Source organism: Flavobacterium sp. FG19 (assembly GCF_057809475.1).
Genome location: NZ_JBMDKA010000009.1, coordinates 12,744 through 36,441, shown reverse-complemented (window position 1 = coordinate 36,441; position 23,698 = coordinate 12,744). Strand labels below are relative to the sequence as shown.

Genomic DNA, 23,698 nt, shown 5'->3' with positions numbered 1-23,698 from the left:
AATTCGTGAATTCGTGGCGAAAAAAAAATCGCTACAATGAACAAACTCGTAATCGCAGCCGGAACTGGATTTCTGGGACAGGTTTTAGTCAGTCATTTCAAAAATAAATTTGAAGAGATTGTAATTCTGACCCGGGGAAAAGCACAGACAATTGACAAAATAAAATATGTAAACTGGAATGCCCGTACTTTTACCGGCTGGGAAAAAGAACTGGAAAATGCAGCTGTTTTAATTAATCTCGCCGGAAAATCAGTTGACTGCCGGTATACCCAAAAGAACAAAAAAGAAATTCTCTGGTCCCGAATCGAAAGTACAAAAATCCTGAACAAAGCCGTTTTAAACTGTAAAAACCCGCCAAAACATTGGCTTAATTCCTCAACAGCAACTATTTACAGATTTTCTCTCGACAAACAAATGGATGAAACTGAGGGCGAAATCGGAAATGACTTTTCTATAAATGTCGCTTTATCCTGGGAAAAAGCATTTTTTAAAACCGAAACGCCGCAGACTTTAAAAACTGCTTTACGAACTTCGATTGTTTTAGGAAAAAACGGAGGTGCATTGATTCCGCTAAAAACTTTGGCTAAAATTGGTTTTGGAGGAAAACAGGGAAACGGCAATCAGTTTGTTAGCTGGATTCATGAAGACGATTTTGCCCGCGCAGTCGATTTTATAATTGAAAAAGAAATGACCGGTTTCATCAATATTGTTGCTCCTGAACCCGTCCGAAATACTGATTTTATGCAAAAACTTAGAAGAGCAGTTGGTTTTCCATTTGGAATTCCGCTGAATAAATTCTTTCTGGAAACAGGATCTTTTATAATTCGAACCGAAACCGAATTGGTTTTAAAAAGCAGGAATGTAATTCCGAAACGGCTTTTAGAAAATGGATTTCAGTTTAAATTTGGAAATATTGACAGCACTCTTAAAAATGTAATACGTCGATGAAAACACAAAATACCAACTGGGGTTATTTGTTTAAACACTGGATTTTTACTTTACTGGCAGCTCCTCTGCTTTCTCAGATCATTGCCTTTATACCTGTTTTTCACCCCAGTCCGGCGGTTGGTTTATTTGGGATGTTTCCGGTAGTATTCATCGCAAGTTTTATTTTCTCAATACCAACCTATATCCTGTATGCTTGTGTTTACAACTATTTTGCTAAAAACAATATGCCAGTAGTATATTCGAAAACGGTTCTTATTTTAATAACCGTTTTTGGAATTTATGCAACTACCGCATTTATAGGCGGGACTTTATGGCATTTTATAGCCTGCTCGTATTCTGTTACCTCAATTATTATGGGACTGATCTTTGATCTTAATTTTACAGATGAGGAAGAATGAAAACAATAATTTATCTTACCACAACAATAAAAGCTCCTAAACAAATCGTTTTTGATGCATCCAGAAATATCGATATCCATCAGCAATCTGCAAGCCCTTCTAAAGAAAAAGCCATTGCCGGTATAACTTCCGGTTTAATCCATTTTGGAGAAACGGTAACCTGGCGGGGAAAACATTTCGGTTTTTATCTCACGCATAAAAGCCGGATCACCGCCATGAATTTTTATGACTATTTTGTGGATGAAATGGAAAAAGGCCATTTCAAATCTTTTAAACATGAACATTTTTTTGAAGAGGAAAATGGAATTACAATCATGAAAGATAAACTACAGTACGAAACTCCCTTTGGAATTTTTGGAAGATTATTTAATGTTTTCTTTCTGAAAAATCATCTTATTCATTTTCTTCTGGAACGAAATAAAGTTTTAAAAGAGGTTTCCCAACTTAAATCTGGCTCTTCAAAACAGCATTAAAACAAAAAACACGAACCGGATCAGATCGTGTTTTTAAAAAAGAGTTCTTATTTATTTACGATATAGTGATCTGTCCCTCCCAGGCATAATAGCCATAAAACTCCTGTTTAATGCCATCCTTACAGGTATAAAGAGCAAAACAAACTAAAAACTTCTCTGTTCCTGTTTTCGCTATTTGTACATCAAAAGACAAAAAGGGCAGCTTCATCAAAAGAGGAGGAAGTCCGTCAGGTCTGCCATCATTAACTTGTACTGCCTGATCTCGAATTACAGGATACCATATAAAATCACGTAAGATCCTTTCTGTCGATGTGTGTTCGAATTTGTAAAGAATTACAGCATCATCAGCATTTTGCTGAATGGATGTTCCTCGAAAATTAACCCAGTCACCCTGCCTTACATTAAAATTTAAACTGGCGCTGCCCTGTCCTGAAATAACTCCTCTCGGATTATAACCTATCATACCTGACTGACTTTCCTGATTTATTAGTAAAGGATTGCTGCGATCTTCATTTCGGGGATAATTCCGCTTAATATATTCGGTATCGATTACAACAAGAATATCAATAATTTCACTCGATGCTTTTAAATTTTCCTTCATAGTATATAGTGATTTAATTACAGTAAAACTACAGGAACAGCAAAAAGCACCGACAGCAAATGGCATGGAAACAAGATTCTCTGTCACAAAACCCCTAAAACGGGCTACAAAATGTATTCAAAAAAATTCAGTGCAAAACCTAATCTTTTTTTTATCACTTAAAATGTTTCTTCTTGTTCAAACGTAATAATTTCATTTGCTGCCCCTTTACCCTCTTTTTTAATAAACAGGGTGTAAATTAAAAAGACCGAAAAAATATTAACCAGCAGATGGGCCATATAAGTATAGAAATTCATTGGCGTAAGAAGACTGTAAAGCAGTGTCGTCACGATCGTTCCAATAACAAACATGAAATTCTGGTAAATTCGAAGAAGCGATTCATTTACAAAAAATATTATCGCAAGCAAAAATCCAATCAGTCTGTTGAACAAACCTACCAGAACAAAAGAAAGACAGCATACAATAATGGACATAAAAACAGGCGACCCTATGATCTGCGGCCAGATAAATCCCAGAAAAAACATCCAGACAATAAAAAATAATATAAACTTAGACTTTGTAAACTGGAATCCAAAAAAGGTAATTTCTCTATTCATGAATTTTGTTTTAGCCTCAAATGTAAAATAATTTAGCTTACAAAAACACAATCATCAGCCACCAAAGAACCGGAACACTTTCGACCCAGAAAGAAGTATAATATTTAGAACGATTAGGGTTGGCGAAAAGAATAAAAAGCATCAGCATAATAACCATGATCAGATTGATGACTGCATCATGAAAATTGAAAGTCGAAATAAAAATCTCCAAAACCCAAAACGGAACCAGAAGTGAAAGTCCTAAAACCTTCGTCCGTTTTACACCAATAGTCTGCGGAACGGTTTGCAAATGTGGATCGTCATTCGCTAAATCAATGATTTCGAAAACCAATATCAATACAAAAACCAGTACAAAACGCTGAATACATTTGATAAAAAAATCTGTCGTAAACGGAATTTCGGCATTTATCAAAGGCAGAACCAAAGTTGCACCCACCCAGCAAAGTGCTACAATGTAAATTTTTACACCGGCCCAGTTTCGGGCATTTCTTCGGTTTGGAAAAAAGGGTAAAGTATAAAGAGCGGTTATCAAAAAAATGACAACGGAAACAATTTGAGTAATCCGCTTTAAATGAAAAAAATAATAGCCGACCAAAAGGAGCGAAATGAAACTCAAAACGGCGATAATTTTTAACTGAATTCCGATTGGATTTTTCTTTACGCGAACCAGTGCGTCATATTTTACGAAATTATATCCTACAATTGTTCCGAAAAAAACAAACAATGCCATGGGCTCATCATACTGAATATGAAACACATGAAACGTAATCCGCACCAAAGCATAACACGACAAAGCCACGTGAATACTGCTGTTTAAATAAAAATCGAAAATTTGTTTTAGAAGTTTCATGTCTCAAATCTAATCAATTGGTAACAAATCAACTCTTTAGTTAGAAAATTGATAAAAATTGAAGTTAAAAATACCTATTAAATTATTAATAATACTTAATTTTGCGCCACAAAAAAACAACACATTTACTCTATTATGTAATAAACCCTGTGTAAGCTTAATTTAAGAATACCCATTGCGAATTACATTGCCTAAAAAATTATACTGCTACAAATGAAAACAGATGCTTTTGCTTTAAGACACATTGGTCCAAGAGAAACTGATCTTCAGCACATGCTGAAAACTATTGGAGTTGATTCGATTGAACAACTTGTTTACGAAACTCTTCCGGACGATATTCGTTTAAAAGCGCCTTTGAATTTAGATCCCGCAATGACAGAATTCGAATTTGCAAATCATATTCGCGAATTAGGAAAGAAAAACAAAACATTTAAATCATACATTGGTTTAGGGTATCACCCCACTATCGTTCCGGCTCCAATTCAGAGAAATATCTTCGAAAACCCGGGATGGTATACCGCTTACACACCTTACCAGGCAGAAATTGCTCAGGGTCGTCTGGAAGCTATTTTAAATTTCCAGACTACTGTTATCGAATTAACAGGAATGGAAATTGCCAATGCCTCTTTATTGGATGAAGGAACTGCAGCTGCAGAAGCTATGGCATTATTATTTGATGTTCGTACAAGAGATCAAAAGAAAAACAATACACACAAATTCTTCGTTTCTGAAGAAATTTTACCGCAGACTTTATCGGTTTTACAGACACGTTCAACTCCAATTGGAATTGAATTAGTCGTTGGAAACCACGAAACATTTGATTTTTCAAATGAGTTTTTCGGAGCGATTTTACAATATCCAGGGAAATACGGTCAGGTAAACGATTACAGTGCTTTTGTTGTTAAAGCAAAAGAAAACGAAATCAAAGTTGCCTTTGCTGCCGATATTTTATCATTAGCAACTTTAACTTCTCCTGGAGAAATGGGAGCTGCAGTTGTTGTTGGAACAACACAACGTTTTGGTGTACCAATGGGTTACGGTGGTCCTCACGCTGCATACTTTGCTACTAAAGATGAGTACAAACGTTCAATGCCAGGCCGTATCATTGGAGTTTCTGTTGATGCAAACGGAAACCGTGCTTTACGTATGGCTTTAGGAACTCGCGAACAGCACATTAAACGTGAAAAAGCAACTTCAAATATCTGTACTGCTCAAGTTTTATTGGCAGTTATGGCTGGAATGTACGCGGTTTACCACGGACCAGAAGGATTAAAATATATTGCAAACAAAGTTCACGCCTCTGCCGTTACTACTGCTGAAACTTTAAATAAATTAGGAGTTTACCAAACCAACACTGCTTACTTTGATACTATTTTAGTAAAAGCGGATGCTCAAAAAGTAAAAGCAGCTGCTGAGAAAAACAAAGTAAACTTCTTCTATCCTGATGCTGATTCGGTTTCGATTTCATTAAACGAAACAACTTCTGTTGCAGACATCAACCAAATCGCTGCGATTTTTGCTGAAGCATTAGGAAAAGAAACGGTTTCGGTTTCTGAATTAACTGCTGCAAGTCAATTACCGGCTTCATTAGAAAGAACTTCATCTTTCCTGACTCATGATGTATTCAACAATCATCATTCAGAAAGCCAGTTGATGCGTTACATCAAAAAATTAGAGCGTAAAGATTTATCATTGAATCACTCAATGATTTCATTAGGTTCTTGTACAATGAAATTAAACGCCGCTTCTGAAATGTTGCCTCTTTCAATGCCAAACTGGAACAGTATTCACCCGTTTGCACCAGTTGACCAAGTTGAAGGCTACCTTACAATGCTAAAAAAATTAGAGCAGCAATTAAATGTAATTACTGGATTTGCTGGAACAACTTTACAGCCAAACTCAGGAGCTCAGGGAGAATATGCCGGATTAATGGCAATTCGTGCTTATCACATGTCAAGAAACGAAGGTCATCGTAATGTATGTTTGATTCCTTCATCGGCTCACGGAACAAATCCTGCTTCTGCTGCGATGGCCGGAATGAAAATCATTGTTACAAAAACAACTCCTGAAGGAAATATTGACGTAGAAGATTTAAGAGAAAAAGCAATTGAGCACAAAGATGATTTATCTTGCTTAATGGTAACGTATCCTTCGACTCACGGAGTTTTCGAATCTTCAATTATCGAAATCACAAAATTAATCCACGAAAACGGCGGATTAGTATATATGGATGGTGCAAACATGAACGCACAAGTTGGATTAACAAATCCTGCTACAATTGGTGCTGACGTTTGTCACTTAAACTTACACAAAACATTTGCTATTCCTCACGGCGGCGGTGGGCCTGGAGTTGGCCCAATCTGTGTTAACGAAAAATTAGTTCCGTTCTTGCCAACAAACCCAATCTTAAATGTTGGTGGTGAGCAGGCAATTACGGCTATTTCATCTGCACCTTACGGATCTGCTTTAGTTTGTTTAATTTCTTACGGTTACATCACCATGATGGGTGCTGAAGGATTAAAAAGCGCTACAGAGCATGCTATCTTGAACGCAAACTACATGAAAGCACGTTTTGAAGGACACTACCCAATTCTTTATACTGGAGAATGCGGAAGAGCTGCTCACGAAATGATCTTAGATTGCCGTGCATTTAAAGAAAACGGAATCGAAGTGGGTGATATCGCCAAACGTTTAATGGATTACGGTTTCCACGCTCCTACGGTTTCTTTCCCGGTTGCCGGAACTTTAATGATTGAACCAACAGAATCTGAAGATTTAGCAGAGTTAGACCGTTTCTGTGATGCCCTTATTTCAATCAGAAAAGAAATCGAAGCGGCTACTGCTGATGATAAAAACAACGTATTGAAAAATGCACCTCATACATTAGCAATGTTAACTTCTGATAACTGGGATTTCCCTTATACAAGAGAAAAAGCTGCTTATCCATTAGATTACATCGCTGACAATAAATTCTGGCCATCGGTTCGTCGTGTAGATGACGCTTATGGTGACAGAAACTTAGTTTGCAGCTGTGCTCCAATTGAAGCTTACATGGAAAACTAAAATTTAGTTTTTTATACCTATTCAAACCCGACAGGTTTTAAAAACCTGTCGGGTTTCTTTTTGGTTTCAAGTTTCAGGTTTTCTTCAGAACCTGAAACTTGAAACTTAAAACAAATCTAAAATCTAAACTCAGAAATCTAAAATTAATCTGGGCGTGCCCCCGTTAAGATAAGAGGGCAAAATTTCTTTGCGCTTATTCGCCCTCTTATCTTAACAGGGTCGGGCTATCCGGTCCGCGGTGGCGGATTCCTCCTATCCCTCACGCGGTCAGGTTATAAAAGAACGAATTGCACCTAAAGAAACTTAACTTTTCAGCGATGTTTTGTGAAATTGTTTCGATAAATTAAAAATTGTCATGAAAAAAAATTACTTACCAACTTCGTTTCAATCGTTTGAAATCTCGGTAAATCGAAAAAAACATTAAAAAATAAACAATTTATCTTTTAAAAAATCGTTATTTCACAATTATATGCATGCATAGTATTTTTTATGATAGTTATCATTTTTTTATTTATACTTTAGCATGAAATTTATCGGATAATTAAGGGAAATAATGAAAATAAAAATTATTGGTATTGGGAGCTACATTCCTAATTTAGAAGTAAAAAATACAGACTTTGACAAACATATTTTTTTAAATGAGGATGGAACTCCTTTTGGTTATCCGAACGAAGTCGTTATAAAAAAATTCAAAGGCATTACCGGAATCGAGAACCGTCGTTATGCCGAGAAAGATCAAACGGCATCTGATCTGGCTTTTTTTGCGGCACAAAAAGCAATTGCCAATGCAGGAATAGATGCTGAAACGATAGATTATATCATCATCGCCCATAATTTTGGTGATGTAAAAACAGGCACAACACAATCTGATATTTTACCAAGTTTAGCCACTCGTGTTAAAAACAAATTAGGCATCAAGAATCCTAAATGTGTGGCTTACGATATTATTTTTGGATGTCCGGGATGGATTGAAGGTGTTTTACAAGCGAATGCTTTCATCAAATCAGGAATGGCAAAAAGAGTAATGGTAATTGGTGCCGAAACCTTATCCAGAGTGGTAGACGATCACGACCGCGACTCAATGATTTATTCTGATGGAGCCGGTGCATCCATTTTAGAAGCTTCAACAGACGAAACAGGGCTCTTAGCTTACGAAAGTGCTACTTACGCTGTTGACGAAGCGGGTTTCCTTTTCTTTGGAAAATCATACAACCAGGACTTAGATCCGGATACCAAATACATTAAAATGTACGGCCGTAAAATTTACGAGTTTGCTTTAAGCAATGTGCCCTGCGCAATGAAAAGCTGTTTGGATAAAAGTGGTATCGGAATTGACGAAGTCAAAAAAATCCTGATTCATCAGGCCAACGAAAAAATGGACGAGGCCATTATCGAACGCTTCTACAAATTATACGGGCAGACTCCTCCTAAGGACATTATGCCAATGAGCATTCATGATTTAGGAAACAGCAGTGTGGCAACAGTTCCTACTTTATACGATTTAATTCTGCAGGGAAAAGTGGAAGGTCATGAAATCAACAAAGGTGATGTTCTTATTTTTGCTTCAGTTGGAGCCGGAATGAATATCAATGCTTTTGTTTACAGATATTAAAACTAGAATAAATTAAGTTTTTATTTTAACCGCGAGTAACTTAATCTCGCAAAGACGCGAAGTCGCAAAGTTTCTTTTTTGCCACAGATTGGAAGGATTAAAATGATTTTCAAAAATCTGCTTAAATCTGCATAATCTGCGTGAAATTAAAAACTTTGCGACTTCGCGTCTTTGCGAGAAATTCATTTACAACTTACCACCACAACTGATCACTAAAAACTGAACACTGAATACTTTTTTAGTATATTTGCGACCTAATTAACAATTCATGAACGAGAGATTCGTTCGCAATGACTATGTACGAAAAAACGTTTCCGAATAAAAGATTCAGGCTTACCTTAGAGTTTTTAAAAAAGCACGTCAACACCTCTGAAACCATTTTTGATTTTGGTGTTCCAAATCCGTTCTCCAAAATAATGACTGAAAACGGATATACGGTAAAAAACACTAAAGGTGAAGATTTAGACAACGATCAGACCGCTTTACAAACAGAAGACTATACTGTTTTTACTGCATTTGAAATTTTCGAACATTTACTGAATCCGTACACCATTTTACAAAACGTAAAATGTGACAAGTTATTAATTTCAATTCCGTTACGTTTATGGTTTTCACCGGCCTATCGTTCTAAAACGGATATGTGGGACAGACATTACCACGAATTTGAAGACTGGCAGTTAGACTGGCTTTTGGAAAAAACGGGATGGAAAATAACCGATCGTCTGCAATTTACGCATCCGGTAAAGAAACTTGGGCTAAGACCTTTATTACGATATTTCACTCCGAGATATTATATTGTTGTGGCAGAAAAGATTAAATAAATTCCAATACTAAAATTCCAAATTCCAATTTTAACTATGTCGTTAAGATTGGAATTTGGAATTTTAAAAAGTTGGGATTTTAAATTGAAAATTTATGAAATATTACATCGTCATTCCTGCGCACAATGAAGAGAATTTAATTGGCTTAACCTTACAGTCTTTGGTTACGCAAACCGTTCTGCCTTCAAAAATTGTGGTTGTTAACGATAATTCAACTGATAAAACGGAAGAAGTTGTATTGGGATTTGCAAAAGAAAATCCATACATCTCTGTTGTTAACAAAACTTCAGATGCGATTCATTTGCCGGGAAGCAAAGTAATTCAGGCGTTTCAGAAAGGTTTTGAAACTTTAGATTCAGATTATGATATTGTCGTAAAGATAGACGGTGATTTAATTTTTCCTCCAAACTATTTCGAAACCATAATCAAACATTTCGAATCTGATCCTAAAATCGGAATGGCTGGCGGATTTTGTTACATAGATAAAAACGGCGAATGGGTTTTAGAAAACCTAACCGATAAAGATCATATTCGCGGCGCTTTAAAGGCTTACAGAAAAGAAACGTTTCAGCAAATTGGCGGTTTAAAACCTGCAATGGGCTGGGATACTGTTGATGAATTATTATGTAAGTATTATGGCTGGAAAATAGTTACAGACCAGTCTTTACATGTAAAACATCTAAAACCAACAGGTGCTAATTACAACAAAACAGCCCGTTACAAACAGGGAGAGGCTTTTTATACTTTAGGATATGGTTTTTGGATCACTGCGATTGCTTCGGCAAAACTGGCCATGATGAAGAAAAAACCATTTCTGTTTTTAGATTACATTAAAGGATTCATGAAAGCAAAAAGCGCCAAAACTCCTTTATTGGTAACTCCCGAACAAGCTGAGTTTATTAGGAATTATCGTTTACAGAAAATAAAACAAAAGCTTTTTTAATCTTAAAAAAAATTAAAAAACTGCAAACTGAAACTGTAAACTGTAAACTAATCCTTAATTTAGCCAATATTTAAAACTTATGATGCTAATTCGTTATTTATCCCAAATAGGGAAATATTTTTTAATGCTGAAAGAAATTTTCAATAAACAGACCAAATGGCCTGTTATGAAAAGTCTGATTCTAAAAGAAATCGACGATCTTATTATTGATTCACTTGGAATTGTCTGCTTCATTTCTTTTTTCATCGGAGGGGTTGTTGCCATTCAGACAGCGTTAAACTTAACTAATCCATTAATCCCAAAATATTTAATTGGTTTTGCAACCCGTCAATCTGTAATTTTAGAGTTTGCTCCTACTTTTATCTCGGTAATTATGGCCGGAAAAATGGGTTCTTATATTACTTCAAGTATCGGAACGATGCGCGTTACAGAACAAATTGATGCTTTAGAAGTTATGGGGGTTAATTCCTTAAACTATCTTGTTTTTCCCAAAATTATAGCTTTACTAATGTATCCTTTTGTAATTGGAATCAGTATGTTTTTAGGAATTTTTGGCGGATGGATGGCTTGCGCTTACGGAGGATTTTCAACCGGTGCCGATTTTATTATGGGAGCTCAGAAAGATTTCATACCCTTTCATATTACATATGCCTTTATCAAAACTTTAATCTTTGCCATGTTATTGGCAACAATTCCATCTTTTCATGGCTATTATATGAAAGGCGGCGCATTAGAGGTTGGTAAGGCAAGTACAATATCGTTCGTATGGACATCTGTTACTATTATTCTTCTAAATTATATATTAACTCAATTATTATTAGGATAATGATAGAAGTAAAAAACATAGAAAAATCATTTGGTGACAGCAAAGTTTTAAAAGGCGTTTCGACGGTATTTGAAACTGGAAAAACCAACCTGATTATTGGACAAAGTGGATCCGGAAAAACAGTTTTATTAAAAACATTATTAGGAATCCACACACCAGACTCAGGAACCATTGAATTTGACGGACGAGTTTATTCTGACTTAGATAAAGATGAAAAACGTGAATTAAGAACTGAAATTGGAATGGTATTTCAGGGTTCTGCCTTGTTTGATTCGATGACCGTCGAAGAAAATGTTGCCTTTCCGTTAAAAATGTTTACCAATAACAATAAAGCACAAATTAAAGAACGTGTTGATTTTGTTTTAGAAAGAGTAAATCTGGTAGATGCCCATAAAAAATTACCATCGGAGATTTCGGGAGGTATGCAGAAGCGTGTGGCGATTGCCCGAGCCATTGTAAACAATCCGAAGTATTTATTTTGTGACGAACCAAACTCTGGTCTGGATCCAAATACTTCAACTTTGATCGATAACTTAATTCAGGAAATTACGCGAGAATACAATATTACAACCGTGATTAATACTCACGATATGAACTCTGTAATGGAAATTGGAGAAAACATCGTTTTCCTGAAAAAAGGATTAAAAGCCTGGCAGGGAACTAAAGAAGAAATTTTCAGAACAGACAATAAAGATATCGTGAAGTTTGTTTACTCATCGAACTTGTTTAAGAAAGTCAGAGAAGCTTATCTGAAAGGCTGAAAGATTTTAAATTCCAATTAAAAAAATCCCAAATTCCAAAATGGGAATTTTCAAAAATATAAATCCCAAATTCCAATTGATTAAACTCTGGAATTTGGGATTTTTTAATTTTATAGTATTTACTAATATTCCCTGCTTAACCCAAAACCAATAGAAAGACCTACCCCGGCATAAGTATACTTAGAAATATTTCCAAAAACCTTTAATCCAATACTTGGAATCAAAGCATTATAAATTAATCTGGATTTATTTTTAGGATAAAACCACTTAAAATTAGCCTCGAAAGGTACTCCGTAAAAGGTTTCGTAATTGGAATTATAAGTGTATTTATATGTTTGCCCCTCTTCATTATAAGTCTCAACATAAATCCTTCTTCTCGTATCCATATTATTACAGCTTATTCCGGCAGAAATACTAAAAGAACGATGATGATTCATCCATCTTCTTCCATATAGAAATGCATATTCAAGATCATCATCCGCTACATAGACAGGTGGAAAAAGAAATGCTCTTTTATATTCTTCTTCAATATACCCAACTACATTGGTATATCTAAAACTAAAAAGACTTTTTTTGTATTGATAATTCAATTCAAAACCACCACCCAAACCAGCCTGATCCATAACTATACCGCCGCCAAACATCTCAGCAAAAATAATCGGATTCGTTCTCTTTTGCTCCGCTTCATCTGTCTGTTGTGCGTTTACTTTATTAAGGGACATCAAAAAAATCAAGCTAATCAGTAAGTGTATTCTTAATTGCATTTATCTCTAATTTTTGGGTTAAAACAAAAACTAACTAATTTTAAAAAAGGATTTCATTTTATAAAAAAGTAAATCCCAAACTCCATACTGTTAACCAACATTGGAATTTGGGATTTGCTTTTTTTAATTTATTAACTCTACTTCAGCATTTGGATTAAAAAGATACGTTTTTCCAGAGCTTATTTCAATACATTCAAAACGCTTGGTACGAACGGCCAGTTTTTTGAAAACTTTACCATTCTGTATCCTGAAAACACTTCCAAACGGAATTTCAAAAACATAATTTTTATCATTATCCTTGTCATATTCCTTTAATGCCAGCGATAAAGTGGTATCGGTATCGCTGCTTGCCGAAGGATTTTTGAAATGTCTCGCCAGCAGCGGCAGAATATGATTGGGAAATATCTCCGGTCTGATAAATGGAACCATCAAACGCTGAAAAGTAAATTTCCATTCGTTTCCGTGTGGTTTTATATTTCTCCCAAACTTTTCAAAAGCAACCAAATGTGCAATTTCATGAATTAATGTGATTAAAAACCGGTATTTGTTCAAACTGGCATTTACCGTAATTTCATGTTTCCCGCTTGGCCCGCGTCTATAATCGCCGTGACGGGTCTGACGTTCGTTTACAATTTTCAAGTGCACCTGATTGGTCACTATCAAATCGAAAACGGGTTTTACCGCATGTTCGGGAATATATTTAGCTAAAGTTTCGCTCAATTTAATTATGAATTATGAGTTTTTAGTTATGAGTTTTTTCTTTGACGTTATTATTATACTTTTTATAATTTTCAGCACCTCTTCACATTGATTGTAAATTGATTCAAATTCAAGTATTAGTAATATAATTTGTCGCCCTTAATATTTCTAACCAGTACATGGATTCATCACATTCCTTTTGAGAAATTGACAATTTATGAATAAAATCAGCTTTGCTTTGGGCATTCACTGCTTCCCGAACATTGGCACCGACAGAAGTAACCGATCGTAAAAACTGCTTACTCATTATAAACTCTTTTTGTTCAGAAATGAGCCATTTATAAAAATTAACTCCTCTTACAGCTAACTCAAAACTTTTAATCTTCACAATACTTCCCTCCATAATTCATAACTCATAATTCATAACTTTTTAAGGATTCGTTGAAGAAACTTCAAGCACTTTTCCGTTAAAATATTTATTTCCGTTAAGGGTAAAATCATAAATGTATTCCGCCATTCCTTCAGCAGAAATAGGTGCCTGATAACCCGGAAAAGCTTCATTCAGCATTTCAGTCTGAACAGATCCCAAAGCCAGGACATTAAAGGAAATTCCTTTTTCTTTATATTCTTCTGCTAATAATTCGGTCAAAGTAATTACAGCACCTTTGCTTGAACTGTAAGCGGCTAATCCTGCAAATTTAAGACTTCCTCTTACACCGCCAATAGAGCTGATCGTTACAACATGACTTCCTTTTTGTAAATACGGAAGACAGATTCTAGTAAGATTGGCTACAGCAAAAACATTTACTTTATAAATACTTTCAAAATCTGCCTGAGTAGTTTCTGCAAAAGGTTTTAAAAGCAAAGCTCCTGCATTATGAACCACGGCATCAACTTTTTTCCATGTCGAAGAAAGAAAACTTTCTACTTCTGTCAAAGCCGTTTCATCTGCCAGATCAACAGACAGGCAAGTCACATTTTGATGTTCTAAAAGTGTTTTAGGTATTTTTCTTGAAATGGCTAACACCTGATTTCCTGCATTGGCAAACTGTAAAGCCAGTTCGTATCCAATTCCCCTGCTTGTTCCGGTAACAATAATATTTTTCATGCAGCAAAAATAAACAAATCAAAAATAAGGAACTGTTATTTATTCATGGTAATTTCCTGTGTCGGTGTATCGCTGATACGGGTTACCGCCGGAAGTAATTCCTGTATAAAAGCCGTGATATGCGGAATGTCCATCACTTTAAATTCATCTGACACATGATGATAAAAATCAAAATTTTCAAAATCAAAAGTACTCAGTGACTGGCATGGCTTTTTGAAAACGTCGTAAAAAGAATAATTATCCGATCTGTAGAACAATTGGTATTCTGCTTCTTTTGGTAAAAAACCAATGGTCTTTTTCCCGGTATACTCGTTTATTTTTTCTGCCATATTCGATTTATCAAAACCGGTAATATAAGACAGATAATCACGTTTCATAGGAACCCCAATCATTTCGATATTGAGCTGGGTGTATAAATTAAAGTTTTGGGCTTTTAGTTTCTGCACCATACTTTTAGAACCTAAAAGACCTTTTTCCTCTCCGGCAAAAAACACAAAAAGAATACTGCGTTTATTGGATTTGGTTTTACTGAAGTATTTCGCCATCTGAGCCACGGCAGTTACTCCCGAAGCATCATCATTGGCACCATTATAAATCTGGTCCGGCTGCTGCTTTTTTTCAATTCCGATATGGTCGTAATGCGCACTCAAAACCACATATTCTTTTTTAAGCTCCGGGTCTGTTCCTTCTAAAACACCGACAATATTATAGGCCGGCAGTTTAAAATTCGTCAGTGTATCACGATAGGTTTTAAAATAGGGCTTAACGTTGTTCTTTTTAAAAAAATCCTCCAGAAAAACCGCTGCTTTTTCGATTCCTTTTGTTCCGGTGTCGCGCCCTTCCATTTCGTCTGAAGAAAGGTATTTTAGAAAATCAGATACCTCAGACTCCTCTACTTTATAGCTGATCTCTGCAGGTTTTGAAACTGATAAGGATTCTTTTTCTTTTACAACAGTTGTACCTGATTTACAGGCAAGAAGAACAAATGGCAGAAGAAAGTATAATTTTTTCATAAACTGGTTTTGAAGTAATTGTTAGTTAAGTGGTTGGTTTAAAAGAATAAACTTTCGGTAAAGTAACAAAAAAATATTAAAAAACCCTTTCGAAGCTTAAAAAGCGGAAAGGGTTTCTGTTTTTATAATAATAAGGAACTGAATTTATCCGGCGATAACCGCTCTTGAAATTACAATTTTCTGAATTTCTGAAGTTCCTTCGTAAATCTGGGTAATTTTAGCATCACGCATTAAACGCTCTACATGGTATTCTTTTACATAACCGTTTCCGCCGTGAATCTGAACCGCTTCAACGGCAGTATCCATAGCCACCTGCGAAGCAAATAATTTTGCCATAGCACCACTTACATCATAATTTTTATGGTTGTCTTTATCCCAGGCTGCTTTCATACATAAATGACGCGCTGCTTCAATATTTACCGCCATATCAGCCAATTTAAAAGCAATTGCCTGATGATTGCAGATTTCAGTACCAAAAGCTTTACGCTCTTTTGAATATTTCAGTGCCAGCTCGTAAGCACCGGAAGCAATTCCTAATGCCTGAGACGCAATTCCGATTCTTCCTCCGGCAAGCGTTTTCATCGCAAATTTGAATCCGAAACCGTCTTCTCCAATTCTGTTTTCTTTTGGAACTTTTACATCCGTAAACATCAAAGAATGCGTATCTGATCCTCTGATTCCCATTTTTTGTTCTTTTGGTCCAACAGAAAATCCCGGCATGTCTTTCGTCATGATGAGGGCATTGATTCCTTTATGTTTCAATTCAGGATGTGTTTGTGCAATTACTAAATATACTGAAGCCGTATTTCCGTTCGTAATCCAGTTTTTAGTTCCGTTTACCAGATAATGGTCGCCCATATCAATTGCGGTTGTTTTTTGAGAAGTAGCATCACTTCCTGCTTCTGGCTCACTTAAACAAAAAGCCCCATGAATTTCTCCCGAAGCCAGACCTGGTAAATATTTTTGTTTTTGTTCTTCCGTTCCGTATTCCTGTAATCCCCAGCAGACTAATGAATTGTTTACCGACATTACTACAGAAGCCGAAGCATCAATCTTAGAAATTTCTTCCATTGCCAGTACGTAAGAAACAGCATCGAGTCCGCTTCCTCCGTATTTTGGATCAACCATCATTCCCATAAATCCAAGCTCACCCATTTTTTTGATCTGCTCAGTTGGAAAAGTCTGATGTTCGTCGCGTTCAATAACTCCCGGTAATAATTCATTTTGAGCAAAATCCCTTGCAGCCTGCTGAATCATTAAATGTTCTTCGGTAAGATTAAAATCCATAGTTTCTTATTTTATTGTTTTGTTCAAAACCAAATCTGTCCGATTTGATTCTGGTGGTTTTGTTTTTTGTTTTTTTGAATACCTTTTTACTATAAGAAAGGCTTTCAAAGATAATTTTTAAATGTTTAATTTACAATGCATGCATACAAAATTAATAGATCGACAACAATAACGATAACGTTTTCGTAATTCTGTATCTTTTTGCCTAAAACTGATCCTAATCTTGCAGCTTTTTTTCAAAAACACAAGAGCTGAAAAACAGTTTCAAATTTTAATTTCTCAGACAATTCTTATGAGCCAAAGATTAAACAATTCCCAAAACAGGTAAATGCACGTAAAACAAGTCTTACTAATTTGATTATTAAACAAATAGAATAAAAAAAATAAAAAAAAGTCCAAAAAAAACTTGTTCAGGATGGCTTCAATATTGATAAATTAACATTATTTTTGCCCAAAAATTAAATAATTGACAGAGCATGAGAAAGATTTTACTAGTACTTACACTCCTTCTGGGGCTGCAGTTTTCTGTAGTTTCTGCGCAGACTCATTTAGAAGTTAATGGCGTTACCGTTCCGCGAAAAATAGAATTTCAAAACAAACCTTTACAACTTAACGGCGCTGGCGGAAGATCAAAAATGTGGTTAGAAGTATATGTTCAGGCATTGTACTTATCCCAATTGAGCCAGGATCCGCAGTTTATTATCGACAGTGATACCGAGATGGCTATCCGAATCGAAATTACTTCTTCGATGGTTTCATCAAACAAACTGACTAAAGCAATGAATACCGGTTTTGAAAAATCGGCAGGAAGCAATCTGGGAGAATTACGTCCAAGGATCGAACAGCTTAAAAGTTATTTAAGTGATGCCATTACAGAAAAAGATGTTTTTATCCTGGCTTACAACCCGCTGGATCAGAGTATGTACATTTCCAAAAACGAAGTACTGAAAGGAAAAATCCAGGGATTTGATTTCAAAAAAGCATTATTCGGAATCTGGCTTTCAGACAAACCAGTTGACGAAACTCTTAAAAAACATTTATTAGGAATATAACTGCTGTAATTCTTAATTTTTTAAATATTCGAAAAGCCGAAAACCTAATAGTTTTTGGCTTTTCTTTTTTGTTTGATAAATTTGATGCAAAATACATTATTCGCATTATTCTATTTTATACATTTACGCAAAATAAACATATCACAACAAAATGAAAGATTTATTACAACAATTTGAAAACAAGGCACCTGAAATTGTTTTCAATTGGAAAGATTCAGAAACAGAAGCCGAAGGGTGGACTGTTATTAATTCACTTCGCGGAGGAGCTGCTGGTGGAGGAACAAGAATGAGAAAAGGCTTAGACATGAATGAGGTTTTGTCTTTGGCCAAAACAATGGAAGTTAAATTCTCTGTTTCAGGCCCTGCCATTGGCGGAGCTAAATCTGGAATAAATTTTGATCCGAACGACCCTCGCAAAAAAGGTGTTTTACAACGCTGGTATAAAGCTGTATCTCCTTTATTAAAAAGTTACTACGGAACCGGGGGAGATTTAAATGTTGATGAGATTCACGAAGTAATTCCAATGACCGAAGAATGTGGTGTATGGCATCCGCAGGAAGGTGTTTTTAACGGGCATTTCAGACCAACTGAAGCCGATAAAATCAACCGAATTGGCCAATTACGCCAGGGTGTTATTAAAGTAATCGAAAACCCGAAATTCTCACCAGACGTTACCCGAAAATATACCGTTGCCGATATGATTACCGGTTTTGGTGTTGCTGAAGCAGTTCGTCATTTCTATGCCACTTACGGCGGCGATATAAAAGGTAAAAAAGCCATTATACAGGGATTTGGAAATGTGGGTTCTGCAGCCGCTTTTTATTTAGCTGAAATGGGTGCAAAAGTAATCGGAATTATTGACCGTGACGGAGGTTTAATTAAAGAAGATGGTTTCTCATTTGAAGAAATCAGAACTTTATTCTTAAACAAAGACGGAAATAAACTGGTTGCGGACAATATGATTCCGTTTGAAGAAATCAATTCTAAAATCTGGACCATCGGCGCTGAAATTTTCACGCCTTGTGCCGCTTCAAGACTGGTGACTCAGGCGCAGATTGAAAGCTTAATCGCAAACGGATTAGAAGTTATTTCCTGCGGTGCTAATGTTCCTTTTGCAGACAAAGAAATTTTCTTTGGTTCTATTATGGAAGAAGTTGACAGCAAAGTAAGTTTGATTCCTGACTTTATATCGAATTGTGGTATGGCAAGGGTTTTTGCATATTTCATGGAGAAAAAAGTTCAGATGACGGATGAAGCGATCTTTAACGACACTTCTGAAACAATAAAAAATGCGATTGTAAGAGCTCATGCTTTAAGCGCATCCAAAACCAATATCAGTGCAACCGCCTTTGAAATTGCATTAAAACAATTAGTGTAATTTTTTATTATACTTTAACATTGAAAGGATCAAATATAATGTTTGATCCTTTTTTATTTCCCGCAGATTTTACAGATTGAGCAGATTTAATTTAAATGTACGATAAAAGAATTTCAATGATCTGTTACATCTGCGTGCTAAAAACATTATCGACAAAGTAATAGAACCACTTTCATTCTAAACAATTTTTAGTACTTTTAAACGTTTAAAAACAAATATTAAATTAGAGAATATAATGAGCTCTGCATCAAGAATTACCAGCCGTCTTACATACATTTTCTTTGGATTTCTTTTTGGCTTTATCTTAAATTCTTCTCTTTCCGATAAGAAGAAGTCTTTGATAATGTCCAGTATTATATGCGGTTTGCTCATTTTACTGATGTTTTTTATTCGTTTCTGGCCTCCTTATAATCCGCAGAACAATGTTGCCCTTGCCGATGGCGGAGGCGGCGGAGGAGGAGTTACGGTAAATTTTGGCGACAGTGATTTAGGTTCAGGTGCCAATTATAAAAGCGAAGTTCTGGATGTAAAAAACAATGTAAAGCAAATTGCCGCAAAAGCAGCACCTGAAGAAGCCACTATAACCCAGGAAAATACAGCTGCTGATGAAACAGATGTGGTAATTCCGACAAAAGAAAAACCTAAAAAACCAGTTCCTGTCACAAAACCGGAAACCAAACCGGTTCCTGAAAAACCGAAAGTTTCAAACTCTACCAACGACGCCTTATCGAGCATTTTAAAGGGTTCTAATAAAGGCGGAGACGGAGACGACAAAGCAGCTGGAAATAAAGGAAAAGCAAACGGAAGTCTAAATTCCAGCGGTTATTACGGATCAGGCGGTTCGGGCGGAGGAACCGGAGGCGGTAACGGAACCGGAAACGGCATTGGTACCGGAAGCGGTTACGGAGCCGGAAGCGGCGGAGGCTCGGGCGGAGGAAACGGATATTCTTTAAACGGACGAAAAGCATTGTCCAAACCAGCTCCTAAATATACCTGCAACGAAGAGGGAACTGTTGTGGTGGAAGTTACGGTCGATCAAAATGGCAAAACCATAAGTGCAACCGCCGGAGTTAAAGGAACAACCAATAAAGCAGGCTGTTTATTAGAACAGGCAAAAATAGCGGCCCTGAATACGAAATGGTCTGCTGATGATAACGCTGCACCAAAACAAGTGGGAAGAATTATTTACAATTTCAACCTGAACTAAAACACAAATTACACAGATTTTCACGAATCTGTTTCATATAAAAAAGGCTTTCAGAATCTTATCTGAAAGCCTTTTTTGTCCTTTATCATTTAAACCTGTATAACCCGTGGTTTCATCTGCGGGAAACGTATTCCTATATTGTGTCTTCGTGGTTGAAACCACGAGCTGTATTTTGATATTTGTAAATGGAATATCTTTGTGCTTCCGAAAGCTTTAGCGACCACCATAAAAAACGGGCTGATCAGCATACTGTTGATTCGCCCGTTTTCTTATTGTGGTCACGCCCTAATCTTAAACCTACTTAGGACTTGTTGCTATTACAAACTTTAAATTGTTCCTTACTCCTATCTGTAAAACATCAACCAGGTCCTGAACCTGTAAGTTAAACGGAATTCGAACTACAACCGTCTGCGCTTTGTCGGCTCCTATTTTATTCATCAAAGTAGTTTCCAGTTCTTCAAAAGGAACCTGTTGTTTGTCGATATAAAACTGTTTGTCTTCTGTAACCGATAAACTAATTAACTGTTTGTTTGTTTTTTCATTTGATTTTGCTTTTGGCAGCGTCATCTTAATAACATTCGGGTTCGCCAGCGTTGAGATGATCAGGAAAAACAACAACAGGAAAAACATAATGTCACTTAATGATGAAGTGGCAACCTCAGCGTGAAATCTTCTTTTTCTCTTAATGGACATACCTTATGATCTTTGAATGATGTTTACAAATTCTAATATTTGTTTCTGAATTTTTAAAGCAAAATCATCAATTTTCCCGTTTAACAAATGATAAGCACTGTAAGCAATAATACCCACGATAAGCCCGGAACCGGAACTGATCATTTTCTCATACAAACCGCCTGAAATATTTCCGATACTGATATTTTCGGTAATCGAGATACTGTAGAAAATTTTAATTACTCCCGAAATAGTCCCGATAAAACCAAGTGTTGGCGCAATACCGGCAATAAGTCCCAGATGGCCTAAACGTCGTTCCATTTCTCCAATCTCAATATCAGCTGCACGGTCCATGTTGGATTCTATTTCGGCAATGGGTCTTCCAATTACCAAAACTCCTTCTCTTAAAATATTTCCAACAGCCGTATCGTTTCTTTCCACAATAGTCCGGGCCAGTTCGATATTTCCGGCATGCAGTTTATCGCCTACATCCTGCATTAATCTGGAGTCTATTCGCGATGCTTTTTTGATATATAAGTAACGTTCAAAAATCACATAAATCGTATAAAACAATAAAAGCGCAATTGGAATCAGGAACACCCCTCCTTTTAAGATAAATCCTAAAACTGAGATTTCGTTATTAGGAGCCGCAACTTTTTCGATCACTACGTTAGAGGCATTGGCAAGAGTATCAGCTTGTAGTTGAATGTAGCTAAACATATTTTAATTCTGGTTTTTAATAATTAATTCTAAAAAATATTTCAATTTTGCAATAAAGATAATTTTCATTGTAATATTAAACTAAAAAAAACGAAAATTATTTCAATTACCAACTATTTTATCCCAACAAAATGAACTATCAGGAAACAACAAACTGGATGTTTAATCGATTACCCATGTATCAGCTTCAGGGTGCTTCGGCCTATAAAGAAGACCTGACTAACATCAAGTTACTGGCAGCGCATCTTGGTAATCCGGAAAAAAAATTACAGACTATTCATGTGGCGGGAACCAACGGAAAAGGTTCTACTTCGCATATGCTGGCTTCGGTTTTACAGGAAGCCGGTTATAAAGTAGGTTTATATACCTCACCTCATCTCAAAGATTTCAGGGAAAGAATCAAAATAAACGGCAGGGAAATAACAGAAGAATTTGTATGCGAATTTGTTGCCAGCCATAAAGATTTCTTTGAAGCCCATGACATGAGTTTCTTCGAAATGTCGGTTGGTCTTGCCTTTGCTTATTTTGCTGCCGAAAAAACAGACATTGCGATTATTGAAGTGGGTCTTGGCGGAAGACTCGATGCCACGAATATTATAACACCACTGGTTTCGGTAATTACCAATATTGGTTTAGACCATACCCAGTTTTTAGGAAATACACTGGCAGCCATTGCGGGTGAAAAAGCCGGAATTATCAAGCCAGATGTTCCCGTGGTAATTGGCGAATATACAAATGAAACCAAACCTGTATTTCTAGCTAAAGCCGAAGATAATAAGGCTCCGCTTTACTTTGCTTCTGATTTGATTTCAGAAGTTTTTCCATCAGATCTAATTGGTGATTATCAGTTTCATAATAAAAAAACGGTTCAGCAGACTTTTAAAATTTTAAATGAAACAACTGATTTTACCATTTCTGAAGAAACACTGAAGTCAGGTTTATTAAACACCATTAAAAACACTGGTTTACAGGGCAGATGGCAGCAGCTGGGCGAAAACCCGAAGATAATCTGCGACACGGCACACAACAAACACGGATTAGAAGTTGTAATGAAGCAGCTTAAAAATGAGAAATACGACAACCTGCATATTGTTTTAGGCGTTGTAAATGATAAAGACCTGGATGCCATTTTACCTTTGTTCCCAAAAGAAGCTCACTATTATTTCTGTCATCCCAATTCATCACGGGCTTTGCCGGCCGAAACATTACAAAAGGCCTCTCAAAAATTTGGTTTGACTGGCGAAAAATACGATTCGGTCGAAAGTGCTTTTGCAAAAGCCAGAGAAAATGCGGGAGAAAACGATTTTATTTACGCTGGCGGAAGTACTTTCGTGGTAGCCGAATTGCCTTTAGGATAATTTCAGCCTCATTTCAGAAAAAAACTTCAAAAAAACCGATTTAATAACAAATTCATAAACAAGGAGATAGAATTCATTTTAAAAAAAGTTTTATTTTTTCTCCAGAATTCTTTGCAGAACTCAAAAACTAGCGTATATTTGCACTCGCAATCACAAACGATAGCAGCCTAGTAAAATAGGGCGATTAGCTCAGCTGGTTCAGAGCACCTCGTTTACACCGAGGGGGTCGGGGGTTCGAACCCCTCATCGCCCACCAAAAAACTCCTTAAGAAATTAGGGAGTTTTTTTTACGCTTTTCTGAGTATCCATGATTATTATACATCCGGATTCAGATTTTGGGGAGATACTCAAGCGGCCAACGAGGGCAGACTGTAAATCTGCTGTGAAAACTTCGCAGGTTCGAATCCTGCTCTCCCCACAAAAAACAAAACCTGTAATTCATAGAATTTACAGGTTTTTTCTTTTATATGCATTTATGTTTTCTCCTGTTTAAAAAATTCAACAATTCATTACGAACAAAGTTGGGATAAAGTTCAAAAGTTGGGGAA

General features: G+C 36.2%; 24 protein-coding genes and 2 tRNA genes. 15 read left to right on the top strand and 11 right to left on the bottom strand.

What is annotated here, in order from left to right; translation table 11 throughout:
* Positions 1-36: 36 nt before the first annotated feature.
* The 3 genes from ACODST_RS10850 to ACODST_RS10840 are packed head-to-tail and all read left to right on the top strand — an operon-like array spanning position 37 to position 1,819.
* Positions 37-948: a TIGR01777 family oxidoreductase gene (locus tag ACODST_RS10850; RefSeq protein ID WP_488932138.1), complete on the top strand. Its 912-nt coding sequence runs from the start codon at positions 37-39 to the stop codon at positions 946-948.
* The gene (locus ACODST_RS10845) at positions 945-1,346 is read left to right on the top strand and encodes a hypothetical protein (RefSeq protein ID WP_488932137.1); all 402 of its coding nucleotides are present in this window, start codon (positions 945-947) and stop codon (positions 1,344-1,346) included. The genes ACODST_RS10850 and ACODST_RS10845 overlap by 4 nt, the downstream gene beginning before the upstream one ends.
* Positions 1,343-1,819, top strand: a complete 477-nt coding sequence (locus ACODST_RS10840) for an SRPBCC family protein (protein WP_488932136.1) — start codon at positions 1,343-1,345, stop codon at positions 1,817-1,819. Before ACODST_RS10845 ends, ACODST_RS10840 begins: the two co-directional genes overlap by 4 nt.
* A 55-nt stretch (positions 1,820-1,874) precedes the next feature.
* Here ACODST_RS10840 and ACODST_RS10835 read toward each other — a convergent pair whose 3' ends face one another.
* From ACODST_RS10835 to ACODST_RS10825, 3 genes are all read right to left on the bottom strand, one after another.
* A complete protein-coding gene (locus ACODST_RS10835; RefSeq protein WP_488932135.1) occupies positions 1,875-2,420 on the bottom strand; it encodes an inclusion body family protein in 546 nt (181 codons plus the stop codon).
* A 158-nt stretch (positions 2,421-2,578) separates the two neighbouring features.
* Positions 2,579-3,016 (bottom strand): hypothetical protein, encoded by a 438-nt coding sequence (locus ACODST_RS10830; protein WP_488932134.1) that lies wholly within the window; start codon positions 3,014-3,016, stop codon positions 2,579-2,581.
* Between the two features lie 37 nt (positions 3,017-3,053).
* Entirely contained in the window at positions 3,054-3,866 is an 813-nt protein-coding gene (locus ACODST_RS10825) for a UbiA prenyltransferase family protein (protein WP_488932133.1), read from the bottom strand.
* Between the two features lie 213 nt (positions 3,867-4,079).
* Here ACODST_RS10825 and gcvP point away from each other — a divergent pair, with 213 nt between their 5' ends.
* The 6 genes from gcvP (at position 4,080) to ACODST_RS10795 (ending at position 11,892) form a co-directional block, all read left to right on the top strand.
* On the top strand, positions 4,080-6,929 hold the full coding sequence (gene gcvP / locus ACODST_RS10820; RefSeq protein ID WP_488932132.1) for an aminomethyl-transferring glycine dehydrogenase: 2,850 nt from the start codon (positions 4,080-4,082) through the stop codon (positions 6,927-6,929).
* Positions 6,930-7,482: 553 nt separating this feature from the next.
* Positions 7,483-8,541 carry a 3-oxoacyl-ACP synthase III family protein gene (locus tag ACODST_RS10815; RefSeq protein ID WP_488932131.1) on the top strand — a complete coding sequence of 353 codons (1,059 nt, stop codon included), beginning with the start codon at positions 7,483-7,485 and terminating at the stop codon, positions 8,539-8,541.
* A 296-nt stretch (positions 8,542-8,837) separates the two neighbouring features.
* Positions 8,838-9,362 (top strand): methyltransferase, encoded by a 525-nt coding sequence (locus ACODST_RS10810; protein ID WP_488932288.1) that lies wholly within the window; start codon positions 8,838-8,840, stop codon positions 9,360-9,362.
* A 94-nt stretch (positions 9,363-9,456) separates the two neighbouring features.
* A complete protein-coding gene (locus tag ACODST_RS10805) occupies positions 9,457-10,305 on the top strand; it encodes a glycosyltransferase family 2 protein (protein ID WP_488932130.1) in 849 nt (282 codons plus the stop codon).
* A gap of 79 nt (positions 10,306-10,384) precedes the next feature.
* The gene (locus ACODST_RS10800) at positions 10,385-11,131 is read left to right on the top strand and encodes an MlaE family ABC transporter permease (RefSeq protein ID WP_179002120.1); all 747 of its coding nucleotides are present in this window, start codon (positions 10,385-10,387) and stop codon (positions 11,129-11,131) included.
* Positions 11,131-11,892, top strand: a complete 762-nt coding sequence (locus tag ACODST_RS10795) for an ABC transporter ATP-binding protein (RefSeq protein ID WP_488932129.1) — start codon at positions 11,131-11,133, stop codon at positions 11,890-11,892. Before ACODST_RS10800 ends, ACODST_RS10795 begins: the two co-directional genes overlap by 1 nt.
* Before the next feature lie 122 nt (positions 11,893-12,014).
* Here the strand turns inward: ACODST_RS10795 and ACODST_RS10790 are convergent, their stop codons facing one another.
* From ACODST_RS10790 to ACODST_RS10765, 6 genes are all read right to left on the bottom strand, one after another.
* Positions 12,015-12,656: a hypothetical protein gene (locus tag ACODST_RS10790; RefSeq protein WP_488932128.1), complete on the bottom strand. Its 642-nt coding sequence runs from the start codon at positions 12,654-12,656 to the stop codon at positions 12,015-12,017.
* 123 nt (positions 12,657-12,779) lie between these two features.
* Positions 12,780-13,376, bottom strand: a complete 597-nt coding sequence (locus tag ACODST_RS10785) for a SprT-like domain-containing protein (protein WP_488932127.1) — start codon at positions 13,374-13,376, stop codon at positions 12,780-12,782.
* Positions 13,377-13,485: 109 nt separating this feature from the next.
* Positions 13,486-13,758 carry a four helix bundle protein gene (locus ACODST_RS10780; RefSeq protein WP_488932126.1) on the bottom strand — a complete coding sequence of 91 codons (273 nt, stop codon included), beginning with the start codon at positions 13,756-13,758 and terminating at the stop codon, positions 13,486-13,488.
* Between the two features lie 27 nt (positions 13,759-13,785).
* Positions 13,786-14,463 carry an SDR family NAD(P)-dependent oxidoreductase gene (locus tag ACODST_RS10775; RefSeq protein WP_488932125.1) on the bottom strand — a complete coding sequence of 226 codons (678 nt, stop codon included), beginning with the start codon at positions 14,461-14,463 and terminating at the stop codon, positions 13,786-13,788.
* Positions 14,464-14,498: 35 nt separating this feature from the next.
* Positions 14,499-15,476: a M20/M25/M40 family metallo-hydrolase gene (locus ACODST_RS10770; protein ID WP_488932124.1), complete on the bottom strand. Its 978-nt coding sequence runs from the start codon at positions 15,474-15,476 to the stop codon at positions 14,499-14,501.
* Between the two features lie 144 nt (positions 15,477-15,620).
* Positions 15,621-16,763: an acyl-CoA dehydrogenase gene (locus ACODST_RS10765; RefSeq protein ID WP_488932123.1), complete on the bottom strand. Its 1,143-nt coding sequence runs from the start codon at positions 16,761-16,763 to the stop codon at positions 15,621-15,623.
* A gap of 476 nt (positions 16,764-17,239) precedes the next feature.
* Here ACODST_RS10765 and ACODST_RS10760 point away from each other — a divergent pair, with 476 nt between their 5' ends.
* The 3 genes from ACODST_RS10760 to ACODST_RS10750 all read left to right on the top strand — a co-directional run bounded on the left by ACODST_RS10760 (position 17,240) and on the right by ACODST_RS10750 (position 20,400).
* The gene (locus ACODST_RS10760) at positions 17,240-17,815 is read left to right on the top strand and encodes a chalcone isomerase family protein (protein ID WP_488932122.1); all 576 of its coding nucleotides are present in this window, start codon (positions 17,240-17,242) and stop codon (positions 17,813-17,815) included.
* Positions 17,816-17,966: 151 nt separating this feature from the next.
* Complete coding sequence (locus ACODST_RS10755; protein WP_488932121.1) at positions 17,967-19,193, top strand: Glu/Leu/Phe/Val dehydrogenase dimerization domain-containing protein; 1,227 nt, start codon at positions 17,967-17,969, stop codon at positions 19,191-19,193.
* A 343-nt stretch (positions 19,194-19,536) separates the two neighbouring features.
* Positions 19,537-20,400, top strand: a complete 864-nt coding sequence (locus ACODST_RS10750) for an energy transducer TonB (RefSeq protein WP_488932287.1) — start codon at positions 19,537-19,539, stop codon at positions 20,398-20,400.
* A gap of 297 nt (positions 20,401-20,697) precedes the next feature.
* On the opposite strand, the gene ACODST_RS10745 is transcribed toward ACODST_RS10750, so the two are convergent.
* Positions 20,698-21,093, bottom strand: a complete 396-nt coding sequence (locus ACODST_RS10745) for an ExbD/TolR family protein (protein ID WP_488932120.1) — start codon at positions 21,091-21,093, stop codon at positions 20,698-20,700.
* A 3-nt stretch (positions 21,094-21,096) separates the two neighbouring features.
* The gene (locus ACODST_RS10740; RefSeq protein ID WP_488932119.1) at positions 21,097-21,792 is read right to left on the bottom strand and encodes a MotA/TolQ/ExbB proton channel family protein; all 696 of its coding nucleotides are present in this window, start codon (positions 21,790-21,792) and stop codon (positions 21,097-21,099) included.
* A gap of 131 nt (positions 21,793-21,923) precedes the next feature.
* On the opposite strand from ACODST_RS10740, the gene ACODST_RS10735 reads away from it, so the two are divergent.
* The 3 genes from ACODST_RS10735 to ACODST_RS10725 all read left to right on the top strand — a co-directional run bounded on the left by ACODST_RS10735 (position 21,924) and on the right by ACODST_RS10725 (position 23,568).
* A complete protein-coding gene (locus ACODST_RS10735; protein WP_488932118.1) occupies positions 21,924-23,150 on the top strand; it encodes a bifunctional folylpolyglutamate synthase/dihydrofolate synthase in 1,227 nt (408 codons plus the stop codon).
* A gap of 178 nt (positions 23,151-23,328) precedes the next feature.
* A tRNA-Val gene (locus ACODST_RS10730) sits at positions 23,329-23,406 on the top strand.
* Positions 23,407-23,487: 81 nt separating this feature from the next.
* A tRNA-Tyr gene (locus tag ACODST_RS10725) sits at positions 23,488-23,568 on the top strand.
* The last annotated feature ends 130 nt before the right edge of the window (positions 23,569-23,698 follow it).

What these genes read in the sequence shown, in the direction of transcription:
- ACODST_RS10850 (WP_488932138.1), top strand. Translation starts at nt 37, where the DNA reads ATGAACAAACTCGTAATCGCAGCCGGAACTGGATTTCTGGGACAGGTT.
- ACODST_RS10845 (WP_488932137.1), top strand. Translation starts at nt 945, where the DNA reads ATGAAAACACAAAATACCAACTGGGGTTATTTGTTTAAACACTGGATT.
- ACODST_RS10840 (WP_488932136.1), top strand. Translation starts at nt 1,343, where the DNA reads ATGAAAACAATAATTTATCTTACCACAACAATAAAAGCTCCTAAACAA.
- ACODST_RS10835 (WP_488932135.1), bottom strand. Translation starts at nt 2,420, where the DNA reads ATGAAGGAAAATTTAAAAGCATCGAGTGAAATTATTGATATTCTTGTT.
- ACODST_RS10830 (WP_488932134.1), bottom strand. Translation starts at nt 3,016, where the DNA reads ATGAATAGAGAAATTACCTTTTTTGGATTCCAGTTTACAAAGTCTAAG.
- ACODST_RS10825 (WP_488932133.1), bottom strand. Translation starts at nt 3,866, where the DNA reads ATGAAACTTCTAAAACAAATTTTCGATTTTTATTTAAACAGCAGTATT.
- gcvP (WP_488932132.1), top strand. Translation starts at nt 4,080, where the DNA reads ATGAAAACAGATGCTTTTGCTTTAAGACACATTGGTCCAAGAGAAACT.
- ACODST_RS10815 (WP_488932131.1), top strand. Translation starts at nt 7,483, where the DNA reads ATGAAAATAAAAATTATTGGTATTGGGAGCTACATTCCTAATTTAGAA.
- ACODST_RS10810 (WP_488932288.1), top strand. Translation starts at nt 8,838, where the DNA reads ATGTACGAAAAAACGTTTCCGAATAAAAGATTCAGGCTTACCTTAGAG.
- ACODST_RS10805 (WP_488932130.1), top strand. Translation starts at nt 9,457, where the DNA reads ATGAAATATTACATCGTCATTCCTGCGCACAATGAAGAGAATTTAATT.
- ACODST_RS10800 (WP_179002120.1), top strand. Translation starts at nt 10,385, where the DNA reads ATGATGCTAATTCGTTATTTATCCCAAATAGGGAAATATTTTTTAATG.
- ACODST_RS10795 (WP_488932129.1), top strand. Translation starts at nt 11,131, where the DNA reads ATGATAGAAGTAAAAAACATAGAAAAATCATTTGGTGACAGCAAAGTT.
- ACODST_RS10790 (WP_488932128.1), bottom strand. Translation starts at nt 12,656, where the DNA reads ATGCAATTAAGAATACACTTACTGATTAGCTTGATTTTTTTGATGTCC.
- ACODST_RS10780 (WP_488932126.1), bottom strand. Translation starts at nt 13,758, where the DNA reads ATGGAGGGAAGTATTGTGAAGATTAAAAGTTTTGAGTTAGCTGTAAGA.
- ACODST_RS10775 (WP_488932125.1), bottom strand. Translation starts at nt 14,463, where the DNA reads ATGAAAAATATTATTGTTACCGGAACAAGCAGGGGAATTGGATACGAA.
- ACODST_RS10770 (WP_488932124.1), bottom strand. Translation starts at nt 15,476, where the DNA reads ATGAAAAAATTATACTTTCTTCTGCCATTTGTTCTTCTTGCCTGTAAA.
- ACODST_RS10765 (WP_488932123.1), bottom strand. Translation starts at nt 16,763, where the DNA reads ATGGATTTTAATCTTACCGAAGAACATTTAATGATTCAGCAGGCTGCA.
- ACODST_RS10760 (WP_488932122.1), top strand. Translation starts at nt 17,240, where the DNA reads ATGAGAAAGATTTTACTAGTACTTACACTCCTTCTGGGGCTGCAGTTT.
- ACODST_RS10755 (WP_488932121.1), top strand. Translation starts at nt 17,967, where the DNA reads ATGAAAGATTTATTACAACAATTTGAAAACAAGGCACCTGAAATTGTT.
- ACODST_RS10750 (WP_488932287.1), top strand. Translation starts at nt 19,537, where the DNA reads ATGTCCAGTATTATATGCGGTTTGCTCATTTTACTGATGTTTTTTATT.
- ACODST_RS10745 (WP_488932120.1), bottom strand. Translation starts at nt 21,093, where the DNA reads ATGTCCATTAAGAGAAAAAGAAGATTTCACGCTGAGGTTGCCACTTCA.
- ACODST_RS10740 (WP_488932119.1), bottom strand. Translation starts at nt 21,792, where the DNA reads ATGTTTAGCTACATTCAACTACAAGCTGATACTCTTGCCAATGCCTCT.
- ACODST_RS10735 (WP_488932118.1), top strand. Translation starts at nt 21,924, where the DNA reads ATGAACTATCAGGAAACAACAAACTGGATGTTTAATCGATTACCCATG.